The organism is Pseudoalteromonas sp. S3178 (assembly GCF_005886985.1).
Lineage (GTDB): Bacteria > Pseudomonadota > Gammaproteobacteria > Enterobacterales > Alteromonadaceae > Pseudoalteromonas > Pseudoalteromonas carrageenovora.
Map to the genome: position 1 here is coordinate 1 of NZ_PNCW01000070.1, position 15884 is coordinate 15884.

Below are 15884 nucleotides of genomic sequence, written 5' to 3' on the forward strand. Positions count from 1 at the left end.
CTTTATCGGGGTCAGATCAGACCGCTGACCGCTGACCGCTGACCGCTGACCGCTGACCGCTGACCGCTTTAAAGTTTAATCTCTTCCGCAGTTAACTGGCGATATTCACCACTGGCTAGGTTTTCATCTAGCTTAATTCCTGCAATTTGCTCACGGTGTAGCTCTACCACTTTGTTATCTACAGCGGCTAACATGCGTTTTACTTGATGGTACTTACCTTCACAAATAGATAAACGTAGCCCAAAGTTAGCGAGCCTTTCTGCTTTTGCTGGGCGTGTTAAATCTTTTTCGTTATGCAGTTGAACGCCTACTCGTAGTTGCTCAAGCGACTCGTCGGTAATCGGTTCTTGGGTTTCTACTAGGTAGGTTTTAAATTTATTATTTTTTGGTGAAGTGATTTTATGAGACCACTCACCATCGTTGGTAATAATAACTAAACCTGTAGTGTCTATATCAAGTCGGCCTGCTACATGAAAGTCGGCCATATTAGGCTCATCAAGTAAGTCAAAAACCGTTCTGTGTAATTCATCACTATTTGCGCATACGTAACCCACGGGCTTATTTAGCATGTAGTAACGTTTACCTAAAAATACGAGTTGTTCACCTTCAAACATTATTTCGTCTTGTTGCTTTACTTGAAAGTCGAATGCAGTAACTACTTCGCCATTTACAGTTGCAGCCTGGCGCTTAATTGCAGCGCGTGCTTTTGAGCGGGGAAGTTCTGCTAAATGGCTAACAAATTTATCTAAGCGGCAAGGGAGTTTCATTTTGGTTCACATTTTTAGTCGGCTACAATGGGCGCGATTATAGCTGATAGTGAAATACCATGACAGTACACAGCCCACAAATATTAAGCCTTTATACAGCAAAGATAGAGGCGGGAGAACTGTGTGTTGACAGCGCTCAGCAAAATGCGGTTAACGCGTTAAATAACTTGGCTATACAGCTGCAAGTTAATACACCTTGGTGGCAAAAAACACCTTTAACTAAAGGGGTTTATTTACATGGGCCGGTAGGGCGCGGTAAATCTATGCTAATGGATTTATTTTATAATAATCTACCGACTACACAAAAACAAAGGCTGCATTTTCATCATTTTATGGCGCAAGTACATGGCCAACTTGCTCAGCTGCAAGGGCAAAAAAATCCGCTTACGCTGATTGCCAAGCAGTGGGCTAAAAATATAAAAGTTCTGTGCTTTGATGAGTTTTTTGTTAGCGACATTGGCGATGCAATGATTATGGCTAGGTTATTTAATGCCTTGTTTAATTATGGTGTAGTGCTGGTGGCAACCTCAAATGTAAAACCAACGCAGCTTTATTATAACGGCCTGCAACGCGCACGATTTTTACCTACAATCGATTTAATTAACGACCACTGCCACATAGTTAGTGTGGCCGGGCAGGACGATCACCGCTTTAGATACGGTAAAAACAACCGCCATTATTTTATTAATTTACCCAATGATGAGTTTAATAAACTGTTTACTAAGCAGTACCCTCAAGCAACTAAAAATCAAAGCTTACAGGTGCACTCGCGCCCTTTGCCGTATTTATTTAAAGCGAATAATGCGCTGATGATTGATTTTATGGCGCTGTGCTCTGGTCCTCGAAGCGCTCACGATTATATGTTTTTAGCCAAACAGTTTGATGTTTTGTATATAGCAAACGTGCCTAAAATGGGGGTAGGGGCTACGGGTAAAGTAATAGTGCACGGAATTGAAGATAGCTACCAACGAGAAAAACAAACGCTTGATGAGCACTATTTAGATGACGAAGCACGGCGTTTTATTGCATTGGTTGATGAGTTTTACGATTGCCATAAGTTGTTAGTAATTAATGCACAAGCGCAGATAGAAACGCTTTATGAAGGTAAAAAATTGAGTTTTGAATATGCACGAACACAGTCGCGGATAGTCGAAATGCAAAATTGGTAGCACCTTTTTAATATTACATTGTAGGCGTGGAGCTTGCTCACGCGAAAAGCGCAGCTTCTAATTATTAAGCGATTTTAAAAACTGCGTTTTTATACGCCAGCAAGCTGTGCATCTACGAGTTAAACCCACAGCTACACCTTGTGGCAGGCGTGGAGCTTGCTCACGCGAGAAGCGTAGCTTCTAATTATTAAGCGATTTTAAAGACTGTGTTTTTATACGCCAGCAAGCTGTGCGTCTACAAGTTAAATCCACAGCTACACCTTATGGTAGGCGTTGAGCTTGCTCACGCGAGAAGCATAGCTTCTAATTATTAAGCAATTTTAAAAACTGCGCTTTAAACTTACCCTTCTTGTCTAACTATATTCTCTAACGCGCGAATATTGGTTATTAAATCTTGGCGTTGTGGGTTTGCCTGATACGCCTTTTTAAGGTGCTTAAGCGCCTCTGGGTAATTTTTTGAATCAATCGCTATTTGTGATAAACCAAGCCAGGCAGAAAGCTGATATTTAGGCAGTGCTTGAGTGCGTACGTACATTAGTTTGGCTTGAGTAAGCTGGTTTTTATCGCGATAAATACTGGCAAGGCTGAGTAGCGCATCACCCAAGTTAGGGTTTATTTTAAGTGCATTATTTAAACTTTTAACCGCACGTTTGCTATTACCTTGCTGCATAGCTAGCTGGGCACTGTATACCGAAAACTGTGCTTTTTCTTCACTTGGTAAGTGCTTTGTTAACCTTTTTGCGCTGCGTATTAGCTCTTTTGCTAAATCCCACTGTTGCTGCGATACAAGCCAGCCAAGTGTTTGCATAGTGGTATTAATTACGTCGGTTTGCTGCGCTTTAGTGGCATGCTTTAAACCTTGTTTTAAAAGCGAAACAGCGCGTTTACTGCTGCCTTCACTTAAATGTAATTGTGCAGCTAGTAACTGGTTACTGGTATCTTTTGGGTTAAGTTTCAAAGCGACCTCAATGGCCGAAAGCGCTTGTTTATTATGCTCAAGCTGCAAAGCAATTTGCGCACGCTGTAACCAAAGCTCTGCGTTATCAGGTGTTTTATTTAATAACTCTTTTAATAATGCATTTGCTTGGCTTAAATCGCCCGACTCAATTAAGGCAAACAATAATCCTTGTTGGTACTGCGCTGTTTCGGGTTCAAGCATAAGTGCTTGGCGGTATGCGGCCACCGCACTCCAAGGTTGACTATGTTGCACATGAATATAAGCAAGTTGCGCATAGCTTTGTGCATCAGCTTGGCCAAGTTCAATACTATGCACCAAGTGAATTTGCGCTTTAGTGTAATTTGCCTGCTGCATGTATAAAAGGCTTAAACCTTGGTGAGCCTTTACTAAATCGGGAGCGCTTTTTAAACACGCTAAGTAAGCCGCTTCTGCACTATTAAACTCTTTTAAAGTAAGTAAAACCTGCGCGCGTAATAAGTTAAGTGCTGTGCTGTCGCTGTTTATATCACGGCTTTTAAAAAGGGCGGCTACCTCTTGGTATTTGCCTTCTTGTAGTAATGGCTGTACTTGGCGAGCAAAGCCGCGCTCTGTAGGTTCAATTAGCACCTCGGTTGGACCTAACAGTTTATTATTTATAGCTAACTGCCAAGTAGGATCGCTAGGCGATAGCGTGACTCGAAGCGGTGCACTTACTTGGCTTGCATATGCGTTAGTAATACCTAATAAAGGCAAAGAGCACATAACAGTAGTATAAAGGGTGCGAGTAAGTGATTTAGGCAGTTTAATTGCGTTCATATTTTTCATTTTTTGGTGCTTAAGGTTTAAATTCTATTGGCCAAATAAAGCGAGCTCGTACTGTTTCGCCTTCTTTTTTTGGTGCGCTAAAACGGCTTTGCTTTATAATTTTATCAATGGCGGGTTTAAGCTCAGGGTAAGGGTTTTGTACAACCTCTATTAAGCTTACTCTACCGCTTTCGTCTATAAATACATCAAGCTTTACTGTAAATACATCGACACCTTGGCGAGTTAAACTTTTTGGTAAAACGGCCTTAACAGGGGTAAGTAGCGTTGGCAGTCCATCGAGCTGGTTTAAGCTAAAGGCATCCCAATTTACGCTCATTGATTGCCATTGTGGCGCGTTAACTTTTACGCTTGGCGTATCGGGTTTTACAATACTTAAATTGCTTTTAATTTTAACGTCTACTGCTTGAATTGACGCGCCTGCCCCTTGCACTTTTAAGCTTTGCATTGGCTCGCTACTTTGCTGCTGCGATACCGAAGGCGGTGGTGGAGGAGGTAGGGCAACCATCGCTATTTCGCGCACAACTACTTTGTCTTGTATGTGGTGCTCAGCCATTTGCCCTAACCACAGTAATAACAATGCTGCGCTAAGCACTATTAAACTAAGGCCAAACGCAAAAAGCGGATGGCGGTTATTTTTTGTTTTATTAGTTGAGCTAAACGTGTGCATATTATTGCTTGGTCGCTAAATTAACTTGCGAGGCGCCGGCAAGTTTTGCTTCGTCAATTACTTGCACTAATAGCTCTGTAGGTACTGTTTTATCTGCTTGAATAACCACAGGGCGTTGCTGCTGTTTTAGCATTTGCTCTACACTTGTGCGTACACCTGCTACGCCAATTTGGCTGCCATCAAAAAATACTTGTTGGGAGTCGGTTATTGCTAAAAATATAACTTGTTGCTCAAGACGACTGGCCGATACAGCTTGAGGTTTATCTACCTCAACGCCGCTTTCACGAACAAATACAGTGGTTACTATAAAAAATATAAGCAATATAAATACAACATCAAGCAGTGGCGACATATCAATATGCTGCCCAGCTTCTTGTTCTAGCTTGTGCTTTAAACGTGACTGCATGGTTTTACTCTAATTGTTTACTAATGTATGTAATTTAGGATTACGTTGCGAGTAGGCTAAATAAGCCTGTATTAACCACGCCGGTATAGCGCACACAAGGCCAAGCTGAGTGGTTAATAGTGCATCGCCTATGGCATCACTCATTAGTTCGTTATGACCAAGCGCCATAACTTTAAAGGTATCAAGTAAACCAACAATAGTGCCCAGCAAGCCTAATAAAGGGAGTGCTGCGGTTAATATTGAGCTAACTTCTTGCCAGTAGCCGTTTCGGTTTGCCTGATACTGCTTAAGGTGCAATAAATCATGAAAAGTCAGTTGGTACACAACTAAAGCTAATAACAAAATACACCAACAAATAGGGTTGCTAACGATTTGCTCAAACATTGTTTTCTCCTTGTTCTAGCTGGCTTAGTTGTAATGCAAACCCTTCAAGCTGGCTGTAATACGCTTTTGCTTTGCGCGATAGCAGTGCATTTAAAACGAGTGCTGGTATAGCAACAACTAAACCTAACTCGGTAGTAATAAGTGCTTGTGCAATACCGCCCGATACAACCTCCGGATCGCCCGAGCCAAATAAGGTCATCATTTTAAAGGTTTCGATCATGCCGCTTACAGTACCTAATAAACCTAATAGGGGGGCTACGGCTGCTGTTACAGCTATAGCGCCTATAAAGTTATCAAGTTTGTGCTTATCGTGTATTAGCTGGTTAAACAATTGATCGTCTCGTACTTGGCCTTTTTCGCTTTGCAGCGTTAGGTTAAACAATTGCTGCTGCATGCCTGCAAACTCGCTGCTATTTTTACTTTTAAAGAGCGTTTGTAACTGCATTTGCGAGTGCATTTTAATTTTGCTTAAACGCAATAGTTGAGCCGCTTTGATCAGTGCAATGGTTAGTGCAAAACAGGCAAATAAAATAATAGGAATAGCCCATAAACCGCCTTTTTCTAGGTGTTCTAAGGGGCTTTCTTGCTGGGCTTGGCTGGTTACTAAATGCGTTAAGCTCGGATCAAAGCTAAGTAACGTTTCGCCTATACCGTTTTGCTTTAGGGTGTTATCTAGTGGGTTATCGTCACTGCTTGATTGTACCAATGCCACTTTTAATGCGTTTGATTCATCGTCTAAATTTAATAAACCCATTAGCTTAGGTGTTTGCGTACTAAACCAGGCAACAGGGCCTACTTGCAATGTATTAGCTTGGGTAAGCTCGCCATTGCTAAGTACCACCGCTTGTTTTTTAAAGCGAGGGTAAAGCGCTTGCTCTTGGTTATTAATAAAGGAGACGACCTGGCTTAATAATTCACTTTGATTACTACTTGCTTGCTCGGTATTCAAAGATTTATTGCTATTTTGGCGAACAAATCGGCTAAGTAAGTTTAATTGGTACTGCTGTTGCTGTTGCCAGGTGTCTAACCGGGTTTGTAACTGGTTAAGGCTTAAAGTGTTTTCGTCAGCTAAACGGCGGTTAACAGCGGCTTGTTCGCGTAATTTACTTAGTGACTGCTGCTTGGTAAATATTTGCTTTGCAAGGCTTGCTTGCTCTTTGGCAATACTTTTTTGCGTACTACTTAAGCTGCGCTGTGCGGTTTTTATATCGTTTAGCACGCTTTGTTTGGCTTGCTCACTCGTTGCTGCTAACGCTAAATTGCAGCTAGTAAGTAAAATAATGGCGCTAAATGCTTTAATTTTTTGGCAAAAAGTCATTATTTAGCTCCTTGCTGTGCGTTATTTTTATAACTTAACATTGGAAGCGTTACCCAATCAGCAGCGCGCTTTTTTTGTTGCACTGCAATACCTAGCGCCACTTGCTCTGCGTTAATACTGTTATCAAACTCCCACTGCCAACCTAGGTCACTAGGAAAGCCAATACCTGCATAACTTAAATCTTCACTAACAAACCATGCTTGTGCGGCGCCTAAATATAGCTGTTTAACCCATACTTCCTGGCCGTCGGGGTGCTTAATTGCCATTTCGTGAATTGAAATACGTTGCTGAAATTCATTTAGTAAGGTCAGCATTTTTAGCGCTGTTTGTAATTTATCTGTGGTGCTTAGTTGTGGGTCGGCTAAATCGCCTGCATTTTTCCAGCTGTTTAGCAGCGGAGGCGGCAGCTGCACTTGCAACGAAAGTAACTGTTGGCTGATTTGTTTTAACTGGCTGTTTAAATTTTGTTGATCTTTTTCAAGTTCGCCTTGCTGAGTAACTAGCTGTTCACGCTTTTTGCTAAGGTCGCTTGAGTTTTTTTCGCGGTTTTTATTAAGAGTACTAAGTTGCTCTTGCTCAGCATTTAAAAGCGTTAGAGTTTGCTCCATACTGCTTTTTTGTTCAAGCCAATGTGTATTTAATTCACTTGTTTGGCTCTCTATTTTTAGCCATTTATCAACGAGTTGTTCTAATTCGCTAACGGTATCGGCTTTTACAGCCATGGTGCTACACAGTGCAACTACCGCACATATTGGTTTAATTAAGCTTCGCATTACTTAACAACAATCCTGAAAGTTACGACAACAAGCGAATATACCAATTCACAATAAATTTAATCACTTTAAGAGGAGTACCTAGCGCAGCTAGCCTTAGCTAAATGGTTTTTCAGCCTCAAAATAGCTTATTTAATAAAATGTATTGGCATCACTTGTTAAATTTTGAGTATGTATACAATATAGGAATTCACATAACAACACAACTGATAACAATTATCGTTTACATTATTTTATCTTGGTGGTAGGATTTTGCCCGAAATCACACATAGCACCTTTGAGTCAGTAACTTTTTGCTTACTTAAAGGCAAAAAAACAACCACGGAGTAAACATGAGTAAGCCATCGAATAAAGGAAATGCCTACGTAAAGCCAATTGCAGCGGTAGTCACTGCCACTCTTTCAACTTGGGCAAGTGCACAAGACGTACAAGAGCTGTCGGTAACTAAAGCAGAGACTAAAACTGAGTCTAGCTATGTTGTAGAAAAATCAACATCGCACAAATACACTCAGCCACTTTTAGATACTGCAAAAACTGTAACGGTAATTAACCAAGCAGTAATGAAAGACAGAAACGTAGACAGCCTACGTGATGCTTTACGTAATGTATCGGGTATTTCTTTAGCTGCTGGTGAAGGCGGCGCACCGACTGGCGATAGCATGTCTATTCGTGGCTTTAGCGCAACTAACGACATTTTTGTAGATGGTATTCGTGATGTGGCAGGCTACACGCGTGACATTTACAACATTGAAGCGGTAGAAGTGGCAAAAGGCCCTGGCTCTGCGGTTTCTGGGCGTGGTGCAACCGGTGGTAGTGTTAACCTAGAAAGCAAAAAAGCAAAGCTTGATAGCTTTAACGACGCATCACTTCGTTTAGGTACAGAAAACGATTACCGTGGTCGTTTTGATACTAATATTCAAGTAAACGAAACCAGCGCTTTGCGTATTAACTTACTTGCCGATAAAGGTGATGTTGCAGGGCGCGATTACGTTGAAAACGAAACAAATGCAATAGCTGTAGCGTTTGCAACAGGCTTAGGTACTAATAGCCGTTTTGATTTAAATTTAGAATACCAACGCCAAGATAACCTACCTGATTACGGTATTGCATGGGTATATAGCGACACGCCAGTGGCTGAGCTTGCAGATAGCGCGCGTGGTCCTTCTCCGGTAGATTACGATAACTTTTACGGTAACATTTACCGCGATTACGAAGACATTGAAGCCTACTCAACAACTGCTCGTTACGAGTATGATTTTTCTCAAAACACGATGCTACGTGTGCAAGGCCGTTTAGGTGAAGTTAAACGTGAGTCAGTAACCACTGCACCACGTTATTTTTCAATTACTACCGATACAGACATCACTTTTGCTGATGAAAAAACACGTGATACACAAAACTCACTTGCAGCAATACAGGTTGATTTAATTGGTAATTACGAGTTTGCAGGCTTTACTCACGATGTAGTAGTAGGTATTGAACTTGCTAACGAAACATTTACTCGCCATGCACTTGTCGCAACTACGCCAGATAACCTAATTGAAGACGAAATACGTAACGACTTATACAACCCTGATGCAACAATTGCATTTACAGGTGTATATGGCCGCGATGGTACAAGCATTGAAGCAAAAGCTAAAAACCAAGCAATTTACGCATTTGATACAGTAACACTTAACAAACAGTGGGAAGTAACTGGTGGCATTCGCTTTGATAGCTTTACAACCGATTACCACAATGATTACGATGACCCAAGTGCGCTAATTTCTACAAGTGATGATTTATTTAGCTGGAACGCAGCGGTAGTGTACAAACCAGCCGATAACGGTAGCATTTACGTAGGTGCTGGTAACTCATTTAACCCATCAGCAGAAGGGCTTACTGTATCTACACGCTCAAATGCAGCAGATTTAGATCCTGAAGAAAGCCGCAGCTACGAGTTAGGTACAAAATGGAGCCTAATGGATGGCCGTTTGCAAACTAATGCAGCGCTTTTCCGCACTGAAAAAACCAATGCACGTACTGATGACCCATTTGCAGATAGCAGCACAGATGAGCTACTTGGCGGTGAGCAACGCGTACAAGGTTTAGAGCTTTCAGCAACAGGCTTAATTACTAAAGAGTGGACTGTAATTGCTTCATACACTTACCAAGATAGTGAAGTAACTAAAGCACTAGGTGACGACGCATCACAAATTGGTAACGAGCTTGCACGTACACCAGAAAATAGCGCAAGTGTTTGGACTACTTACGATATGTCGGATAAATTATCGTTTGGTTTAGGCGCACAATATGTAGGTGAGCGTTACAATGGCACAACTGCAACACGTTCACGCGCACCGGGTTACACTATTTTTGATTTAATGGTTGCGTACGACGTATCTAAAGATCTTAGTTTACAATTAAATGGTGAAAACCTTGGCGACAAAGACTATGTTGATCAGCTAGGTGGCGGACACTACGTACCAGGTAACGGTCGTAAGTTTAGCCTAACAGCTAGCTACTCTTTTTAATTTTAAAATAAATTAAAAAGTATAAGTAAATATAAGGGCAGGCCTATTACCTGCCCTTAATTATTTGATAAAAATGTGAGAGGGCGCGCATGCTAGTTAAAATTCCAGAGCTACTAACTAAAGAAGAAGTGGCTTATTGCCGCGATAAATTATTAGCGGCGCAGTGGGCTGATGGCAGTATTACTGCGGGGCACCAGTCAACCAAAGCAAAAAATAACTTACAACTGCCTGAAAATAGTCCTGAAGCACAAGAGCTGGGTGAAATTATTATGGGGGCATTAGCGCGCAGTAATTTATTTATGTCGGCAGCGCTGCCAGCAAAAATTTTTCCGCCACTATTTAACTGTTATCAAGGTGGGCAATCGTTTGGTGTGCATGTAGATAATGCAATTAGACAAGTACCTGGCACGCCTGTAAAAATTCGTACTGATGTATCTATGACTCTGTTTTTTAATGAACCCGAAGATTACGACGGCGGTGAACTCGTTATTGAAGATACTTACGGCTCTCACAGTGTAAAACTACCCGCAGGTAGCATGGTACTTTATCCATCGACGAGTTTGCACCGGGTTATGCCTGTAACTCGCGGGCGCAGGTTAGCCTCGTTCTTTTGGCTGCAAAGCATGGTAAACAGCGATGAAAAACGCGGGTTATTGTTTGATTTAGATATGTCGATTCAAAGCTTGCGCAGTAAAGTAGAAGACAGCCCAGAAATTATTCAATTAACAGGTGTGTACCATAACCTGTTAAGGCAATGGGCGCAGACATAAAAATATTTATTGTTAGATGTAAGGTCAGTTAGATGTAAGTAATTAAAAGCTTCACTTTTCGCGTGAGCAAGCTCTTCGCCTACTGGCAAAGTTTAACATTGTGGTTTGATTAACTCGTAGGCGCACAACTTGTTGGCGCGACGCGCAAGGCGCGTAATGTATTAGAGTTTTGCTTTTTGCATGAAAAAGCCAGGCGCCTACAATACATTTACAAGGTACTGTAGGCGTGAAGGTTACTAGCCTTTATAACCATTTGGGTTATTTGACTGCCAGCGCCATGTATCTTCCATCATGGCATCAATTCCGCGTACTGCTTCCCAACCAAGCTCATTAAGGGCTTTTTCAGGTGCGGCGTAACATGCGGCAATATCACCTGGGCGGCGAGGTGATACTTGATAAGGCACCTCTTGGTTGCTTGCTTTAATAAATGCATTAACCATTTGCAGTACAGAGTAGCCATTTCCTGTGCCAAGGTTATATACAAGTGCACCTGTATTACTAGCAATTTTATCAAGGGCTTTTAAATGGCCAATAGCTAAATCTACCACGTGAATGTAGTCGCGCACGCCCGTGCCATCAACTGTGTCGTAGTCATCACCAAATATAGCAAGCTGCTTTAATTTACCTACTGCAACTTGGGCAATAAATGGCAGTAAGTTATTAGGAATTCCGTTAGGATCTTCGCCAATCAAGCCCGATTCATGTGCGCCAACAGGATTAAAGTAACGCAAAATAGCAAACGCAAAGCGCTCATCTGATTTAGCGATATCTTGTAGCATCATTTCAACCATTAACTTTGACGTACCGTATGGGTTTGTTGTGCCACCCACAGGGAAGTCTTCTTTTATCGGTAAGCTTGCAGGGTCGCCGTAAACGGTTGCTGATGAGCTAAATACTAATTTAAACACACCAGCATCACGCATTGCACCTACAAGAGTTAGCGTACCTTGTACATTGTTTTGATAGTACTCAACAGGTTTAGCTACCGACTCACCAACCGACTTTAAACCGGCAAAGTGAATAACGCTATCTATGGTGTGCTTGGCAAATATTGAGTCTAAAAACGCTTTATCAAGAATATCACCTTGATAAAAGGTTGCCTCTTTACCTGTAATTGTTTTAACGCGCTGTAGTGACTCTTTTGATGAGTTACTTAAATTATCAACAACAATCACGTCGCTGCCTTGCTCTAAAAGTTCTAAAACAGTGTGAGAGCCAATGTAGCCTGCGCCGCCTGTTACTAAAATTGTCATGAATGCTCCATGGATACCTTTATCAATTAAGTTAATTTCACCATAAATTATGATGATTTACATGCTTTATCTGTAACTTTTATTATTCAGAGGGGTCATATAGTTAGAGTGCATTACTTTAATTACATATAAAATAGCTTTAGTAACATGTTAAATATCGCATTAAGTTATAGTTAATCAATCACTGCTAAAATTATCAGTTACGTTACTGGGCTTTGTCTAAATTATTAGTACTGCCCCATTTGGAGAATGTTATGAATTCAGTTAAAACAATCGCTATGGCAATGTGTATCGCATTACCTGCATTTGCACAGGCTGGAGAATCTGTAGTTAAATGGCAAGACTTTAAAGACTACCGCGATGTGCGTGCCTCAAGCCAAGGTAAAACGTCGTACCATAAACAAATTGCTACACAGTTTGAAAAGCATTTTTCTAAATTGGCCGAGCAACTTCCAAAAGAATATAAGCTAAGCGTAGAAATAACCGATATCGACCTAGCTGGCGATGTACGCTACGGCGGTATTGACGAAATACGTGTAGTAAAACCAATTTATTTTCCGCGCTTAAAGCTTAATTACTCGCTAACCGATAAAGAGGGTAGCGTAATAAGCGAAGCTAACGATGTAGAGCTTAAAGATATGGGCTTTATGGATAAAATAAAAATGGGTCGCGATGAGTCATTTTATTATGAGAAACGCTTAATTACAGAGTGGTTTGGCGAGCAAATATTACCAAATTTAGATTAAACAAAATGCCGCTAAATTGCGGCATTTTTTGCGTTTTACTTAAACGTTGCTAACAGCGTTAGTAACTGCTGTAATTTAAGTACTGTTGTTTTAAGCTTTTCTTCATCAAAACCATCAGTGCTTAAGCTTTCTACATCGGCTGCTACATCAAGTACGTATGGCTTGAAGCGTTTAGCTTCAAAACTAAATCCGGCGTCAGCTGGGAACAAGGCTTTAAATTTGCCGTGACCTTGTTGCTGTAGCTCATCTAGTTTTTTGTCGGCATCAAGTGCTTGGCGATAAACAATTTTTAAGTTAGCGTTGAGTTGTTCAATTATAGAATCCATGGATTTCCTAAAGCTTTGTACTGCATTGCCGATATAGTACTTGGATTACATTTAAATGTCAGGTTGATTAAGGCTTATCACGATGAATATATCAGGTGGAAATCTACCCGCTATGTCTAGCTCTGGCCAAGGTGGTGAAGTATATACCGCTGCTTTATCTAAAAAGCAGCAATTAGCAGATGGCGCAGCGGCACTTGCACTTATTGAAGGTGCTGCACAAGCAACAAGTGCGCAATCACCGGCTCAGTCGGTCACTGCAACGCTTGGCAACAATATAAACGTGTATGTTTAAATTAGCTTAAGGTCGATAGGTGTTTTACTTTTTTGACCACCTATTTCTCTTACTAATTTTGGCACTAAAAATCCGGGCAGGGCTTTTAATAGCTCTGCCATTATTTTTATTGCTTGCTCTTCGTTAATATCAAAGTGGCTTGCGCCTTCAACCTTATCTAGCAAATACAAATAATAGGGTAGTACGCCGGCATCAAATAACGCCTCGCTTAAATTTATTTGAGCATCAACGGTATCGTTCACATCTTTTAAAATAACCGCTTGGTTTAATAACATAACACCTGCTTGCTTAAGCTTTTGCATGGCGGCTTTAAACTCGTCGTCTATTTCGTTGGCGTGATTTATATGGTTAATAAATACAATTTTTAGCGGTGATTGCTTTAGCCTCGCGCATAGCTCATCGGTAATTCGCGCAGGTATAACAACAGGTAAACGGCTATGTATTCGCATACGCTTAATTTGGGGTAATTGCTCAAGTTCATCTAAAAACCAGCTAATGGCATCGTCTTTGGCCATAAGTGGGTCGCCACCACTTAAAATCACTTCGTTTATGTTGGTATCTGATTTTATATAACTCAGTGCATCAAGCAGGCTTTTTTTATTGAGTTGGTTTTCTTGATACGGGAAGTGGCGCCTAAAGCAGTAGCGGCAATTTACCGCACAGCCAGTTTTAAACATAATTAAAACACGCGATTTATACTTATGTAAAAGCCCTGGTTGGGAGTTGTCTTGCTCAAGTAGAGGGTCTTTATTAAAACCGGATTTGGTCATAAATTCTTGGTGGCGCGGCATAACTTGTAGTAATAAGGGATCGTTTGCATCACCTTTGCGCATTTTTTTTATAAAAGGGACTGGCACGCGTACCGCAAATAAACTGCGAGCTTTTAGGTCATTTTCATGGGCTTGGCTCGATAAACCGACCATTTCAAGCAAGGTTTTTGGGCAGGTAACTACATTTGCTAATTCTTTTTGCCAGTTTTTATGCAAATTTGCTTCATTTCTTTGTATCATTGGCACGTAGATTACTCGAAAAAATATAAATAGAGGAAACGATGGCGAATTATAGCACCAACGAGTTCAAGGGCGGCCTAAAAATTATGATGGACGGCGAACCTTGCAGTATCTTAGAAAATGAAATGGTAAAACCTGGTAAAGGCCAAGCGTTTAACCGTGTTCGTATCCGTAAACTTATCTCTGGTAAGGTGCTTGAAAAAACCTTTAAATCGGGTGAATCAGTTGAAGGCGCCGATGTAATGGATACCGACTTAGCGTACCTATACACAGACGGTGAGTTTTGGCATTTCATGAACAACGAAACATTTGAGCAAATTGCTGCTGACGAAAAAGCACTAGGCGATGCTGTTAAATGGTTAGTTGAAAACGATGTATGTACAATTACATTATGGAACGGCAGCCCAATTGCGGTTACTCCACCTAACTTTGTTGAGCTTGAGATCACTGAAACCGATCCAGGCCTTAAAGGTGATACAGCGGGCACAGGTGGTAAACCTGCAACGCTTACAACGGGTGCAGTAGTACGTGTTCCATTGTTCGTACAAATTGGCGAAGTTATTAAAGTAGACACTCGTAGCGGTGAATACGTAGGCCGTGTTAAGTAAGCTTTAACATTGTTTATAAAATCCCAGCTTAAGCTGGGATTTTTTTTGGAGAAAATATGTCAGCAACACTTTGGGCCCCAAGCGCAAGTATAGAAACACTTAAACAGCGCGCTGCAATATTACGTACTATTCGTGAGTTTTTTTATACGCGTAATGTAATGGAAGTAGAAACACCTAGCTTAAGCGGTGCAAGCGTAACCGATGTGCATTTAGCGAGTTTCAATACTACTTTTGTAGGCCCAGGCCACGCTGGTGGCTTGCCGCTTTATTTGCAAACATCGCCTGAATTTGCAATGAAACGTTTACTAGCAGCAGGCTCAGGGCCAATATTTCAGCTTTGTAAGGCCTTTAGAAACGAGGAAGCTGGACGCCATCATAATCCTGAGTTTACTATGCTTGAGTGGTACCGCCCTGGGTTTGATGAGTTTGCACTTATGGATGAAATGGATGAGCTAATGCAGCTTATTTTACATGTAACGCCTGCTGAGCGACTGACTTACCAACAAGCGTTTGAGCAAGTGTTAGCGCTTGATCCATTAACAGCTACGCTCACGCAATTACAAGCACTTGCCAGCGAACACGGCTTTGCTGATATAGCCAAAAACGAAACAAATAAAGACACCTTATTGCAGCTGTTATTTTGTATGAAAGTAGAGCCAACCATTGGGCAAACTAAACCGTGTTTTGTGTATCACTTTCCGGCATCGCAAGCGGCATTAGCGCAAATTTGTGAACACGATAACCGAGTCGCAGGGCGCTTTGAACTTTATTATAAAAATATGGAATTAGCGAACGGCTTTAATGAGTTAACTAATGCTAAAGAGCAGGCAAAACGCTTTGATGAAGATAACGCTTATCGCGCTGAAAATGGCTTAACCCACGTGCCTATGGATAAACGTTTAATAGCCGCTCTTGAGCACGGACTGCCAAAGTGTGCAGGCGTTGCAATGGGAATAGATAGGCTAGTAATGCTAGCAACCAATAAACAAAAAATAAAAGAAGTGATAGCGTTTGATGTAGATAGGGCTTAGAAAAGTTATTAGTTTTCAGATAAAAAAACACCGCGCTTTAATTAAACGCGGTGTTTTCTAATCTTTACCTGATTGATCTGACTCCATAA

General features: G+C 41.2%; 17 protein-coding genes. 7 read left to right on the forward strand and 10 right to left on the reverse strand.

Annotation, left to right across the window (positions count from 1 at the left end; all coding sequences use genetic code 11):
• Nucleotides 1-68: 68 nt before the first annotated feature.
• Entirely contained in the window at nt 69-767 is a 699-nt protein-coding gene (gene rsuA / locus CWC11_RS17510) for a 16S rRNA pseudouridine(516) synthase RsuA (protein WP_138683716.1), read from the reverse strand.
• 59 nt (nt 768-826) lie between these two features.
• On the opposite strand from rsuA, the gene zapE reads away from it, so the two are divergent.
• Nucleotides 827-1936, forward strand: a complete 1110-nt coding sequence (gene zapE / locus CWC11_RS17515) for a cell division protein ZapE (protein ID WP_138683717.1) — start codon at nt 827-829, stop codon at nt 1934-1936.
• Between the two features lie 340 nt (nt 1937-2276).
• Here the strand turns inward: zapE and CWC11_RS17520 are convergent, their stop codons facing one another.
• Genes CWC11_RS17520 through CWC11_RS17545 form a run of 6 tightly spaced genes read right to left on the reverse strand, consistent with a single transcriptional unit; the run spans nt 2277 to nt 7246 of the window.
• Nucleotides 2277-3689, reverse strand: a complete 1413-nt coding sequence (locus tag CWC11_RS17520) for a tetratricopeptide repeat protein (RefSeq protein ID WP_138683728.1) — start codon at nt 3687-3689, stop codon at nt 2277-2279.
• A 19-nt stretch (nt 3690-3708) separates the two neighbouring features.
• Nucleotides 3709-4365, reverse strand: a complete 657-nt coding sequence (locus tag CWC11_RS17525) for an energy transducer TonB (protein ID WP_089346601.1) — start codon at nt 4363-4365, stop codon at nt 3709-3711.
• A gap of 1 nt (nt 4366) precedes the next feature.
• Nucleotides 4367-4771: an ExbD/TolR family protein gene (locus tag CWC11_RS17530; RefSeq protein ID WP_138683718.1), complete on the reverse strand. Its 405-nt coding sequence runs from the start codon at nt 4769-4771 to the stop codon at nt 4367-4369.
• A gap of 9 nt (nt 4772-4780) precedes the next feature.
• Nucleotides 4781-5155 (reverse strand): MotA/TolQ/ExbB proton channel family protein, encoded by a 375-nt coding sequence (locus tag CWC11_RS17535; protein WP_138683719.1) that lies wholly within the window; start codon nt 5153-5155, stop codon nt 4781-4783.
• Nucleotides 5148-6473, reverse strand: a complete 1326-nt coding sequence (locus CWC11_RS17540) for a MotA/TolQ/ExbB proton channel family protein (protein ID WP_138683720.1) — start codon at nt 6471-6473, stop codon at nt 5148-5150. Before CWC11_RS17540 ends, CWC11_RS17535 begins: the two co-directional genes overlap by 8 nt.
• Nucleotides 6473-7246, reverse strand: a complete 774-nt coding sequence (locus CWC11_RS17545; protein WP_138683721.1) for a DUF3450 family protein — start codon at nt 7244-7246, stop codon at nt 6473-6475. The genes CWC11_RS17540 and CWC11_RS17545 overlap by 1 nt, the downstream gene beginning before the upstream one ends.
• A gap of 332 nt (nt 7247-7578) precedes the next feature.
• Between CWC11_RS17545 and CWC11_RS17550 the strand changes: the two genes are divergently transcribed.
• Both CWC11_RS17550 and CWC11_RS17555 read left to right on the forward strand, forming a co-directional pair.
• On the forward strand, nt 7579-9759 hold the full coding sequence (locus CWC11_RS17550; RefSeq protein ID WP_138683722.1) for a TonB-dependent receptor: 2181 nt from the start codon (nt 7579-7581) through the stop codon (nt 9757-9759).
• 89 nt (nt 9760-9848) lie between these two features.
• Nucleotides 9849-10529 carry a Fe2+-dependent dioxygenase gene (locus CWC11_RS17555; protein WP_138683723.1) on the forward strand — a complete coding sequence of 227 codons (681 nt, stop codon included), beginning with the start codon at nt 9849-9851 and terminating at the stop codon, nt 10527-10529.
• Nucleotides 10530-10765: 236 nt separating this feature from the next.
• Here the strand turns inward: CWC11_RS17555 and galE are convergent, their stop codons facing one another.
• Nucleotides 10766-11782 carry a UDP-glucose 4-epimerase GalE gene (galE, locus tag CWC11_RS17560; protein ID WP_138683724.1) on the reverse strand — a complete coding sequence of 339 codons (1017 nt, stop codon included), beginning with the start codon at nt 11780-11782 and terminating at the stop codon, nt 10766-10768.
• Nucleotides 11783-12036: 254 nt separating this feature from the next.
• Here galE and CWC11_RS17565 point away from each other — a divergent pair, with 254 nt between their 5' ends.
• Nucleotides 12037-12528, forward strand: a complete 492-nt coding sequence (locus tag CWC11_RS17565) for a DUF3016 domain-containing protein (RefSeq protein WP_138683725.1) — start codon at nt 12037-12039, stop codon at nt 12526-12528.
• A gap of 35 nt (nt 12529-12563) precedes the next feature.
• On the opposite strand, the gene CWC11_RS17570 is transcribed toward CWC11_RS17565, so the two are convergent.
• Entirely contained in the window at nt 12564-12854 is a 291-nt protein-coding gene (locus CWC11_RS17570) for a prephenate dehydrogenase (RefSeq protein ID WP_089346609.1), read from the reverse strand.
• Nucleotides 12855-12936: 82 nt separating this feature from the next.
• On the opposite strand from CWC11_RS17570, the gene CWC11_RS17575 reads away from it, so the two are divergent.
• Nucleotides 12937-13146, forward strand: a complete 210-nt coding sequence (locus CWC11_RS17575) for a hypothetical protein (RefSeq protein ID WP_055016948.1) — start codon at nt 12937-12939, stop codon at nt 13144-13146.
• Here CWC11_RS17575 and epmB read toward each other — a convergent pair.
• Nucleotides 13143-14156 (reverse strand): EF-P beta-lysylation protein EpmB, encoded by a 1014-nt coding sequence (gene epmB / locus CWC11_RS17580; protein ID WP_138683726.1) that lies wholly within the window; start codon nt 14154-14156, stop codon nt 13143-13145. The two genes, CWC11_RS17575 and epmB, sit on opposite strands and share 4 nt — an antisense overlap.
• A gap of 41 nt (nt 14157-14197) precedes the next feature.
• Between epmB and efp the strand changes: the two genes are divergently transcribed.
• Nucleotides 14198-14764: an elongation factor P gene (gene efp, locus CWC11_RS17585; RefSeq protein WP_058546947.1), complete on the forward strand. Its 567-nt coding sequence runs from the start codon at nt 14198-14200 to the stop codon at nt 14762-14764.
• Nucleotides 14765-14820: 56 nt separating this feature from the next.
• A complete protein-coding gene (gene epmA, locus CWC11_RS17590) occupies nt 14821-15795 on the forward strand; it encodes an elongation factor P--(R)-beta-lysine ligase (RefSeq protein WP_138683727.1) in 975 nt (324 codons plus the stop codon).
• Nucleotides 15796-15884: the final 89 nt, after the last annotated feature.

Coding starts and splice junctions, on each gene's coding strand:
- rsuA (WP_138683716.1), bottom strand. CDS start 767: ATGAAACTCCCTTGCCGCTTAGATAAATTTGTTAGCCATTTAGCAGAA.
- zapE (WP_138683717.1), top strand. CDS start 827: ATGACAGTACACAGCCCACAAATATTAAGCCTTTATACAGCAAAGATA.
- CWC11_RS17520 (WP_138683728.1), bottom strand. CDS start 3,689: ATGAACGCAATTAAACTGCCTAAATCACTTACTCGCACCCTTTATACT.
- CWC11_RS17525 (WP_089346601.1), bottom strand. CDS start 4,365: ATGCACACGTTTAGCTCAACTAATAAAACAAAAAATAACCGCCATCCG.
- CWC11_RS17530 (WP_138683718.1), bottom strand. CDS start 4,771: ATGCAGTCACGTTTAAAGCACAAGCTAGAACAAGAAGCTGGGCAGCAT.
- CWC11_RS17535 (WP_138683719.1), bottom strand. CDS start 5,155: ATGTTTGAGCAAATCGTTAGCAACCCTATTTGTTGGTGTATTTTGTTA.
- CWC11_RS17540 (WP_138683720.1), bottom strand. CDS start 6,473: ATGACTTTTTGCCAAAAAATTAAAGCATTTAGCGCCATTATTTTACTT.
- CWC11_RS17545 (WP_138683721.1), bottom strand. CDS start 7,246: ATGCGAAGCTTAATTAAACCAATATGTGCGGTAGTTGCACTGTGTAGC.
- CWC11_RS17550 (WP_138683722.1), top strand. CDS start 7,579: ATGAGTAAGCCATCGAATAAAGGAAATGCCTACGTAAAGCCAATTGCA.
- CWC11_RS17555 (WP_138683723.1), top strand. CDS start 9,849: ATGCTAGTTAAAATTCCAGAGCTACTAACTAAAGAAGAAGTGGCTTAT.
- galE (WP_138683724.1), bottom strand. CDS start 11,782: ATGACAATTTTAGTAACAGGCGGCGCAGGCTACATTGGCTCTCACACT.
- CWC11_RS17565 (WP_138683725.1), top strand. CDS start 12,037: ATGAATTCAGTTAAAACAATCGCTATGGCAATGTGTATCGCATTACCT.
- CWC11_RS17570 (WP_089346609.1), bottom strand. CDS start 12,854: ATGGATTCTATAATTGAACAACTCAACGCTAACTTAAAAATTGTTTAT.
- CWC11_RS17575 (WP_055016948.1), top strand. CDS start 12,937: ATGAATATATCAGGTGGAAATCTACCCGCTATGTCTAGCTCTGGCCAA.
- epmB (WP_138683726.1), bottom strand. CDS start 14,156: ATGATACAAAGAAATGAAGCAAATTTGCATAAAAACTGGCAAAAAGAA.
- efp (WP_058546947.1), top strand. CDS start 14,198: ATGGCGAATTATAGCACCAACGAGTTCAAGGGCGGCCTAAAAATTATG.
- epmA (WP_138683727.1), top strand. CDS start 14,821: ATGTCAGCAACACTTTGGGCCCCAAGCGCAAGTATAGAAACACTTAAA.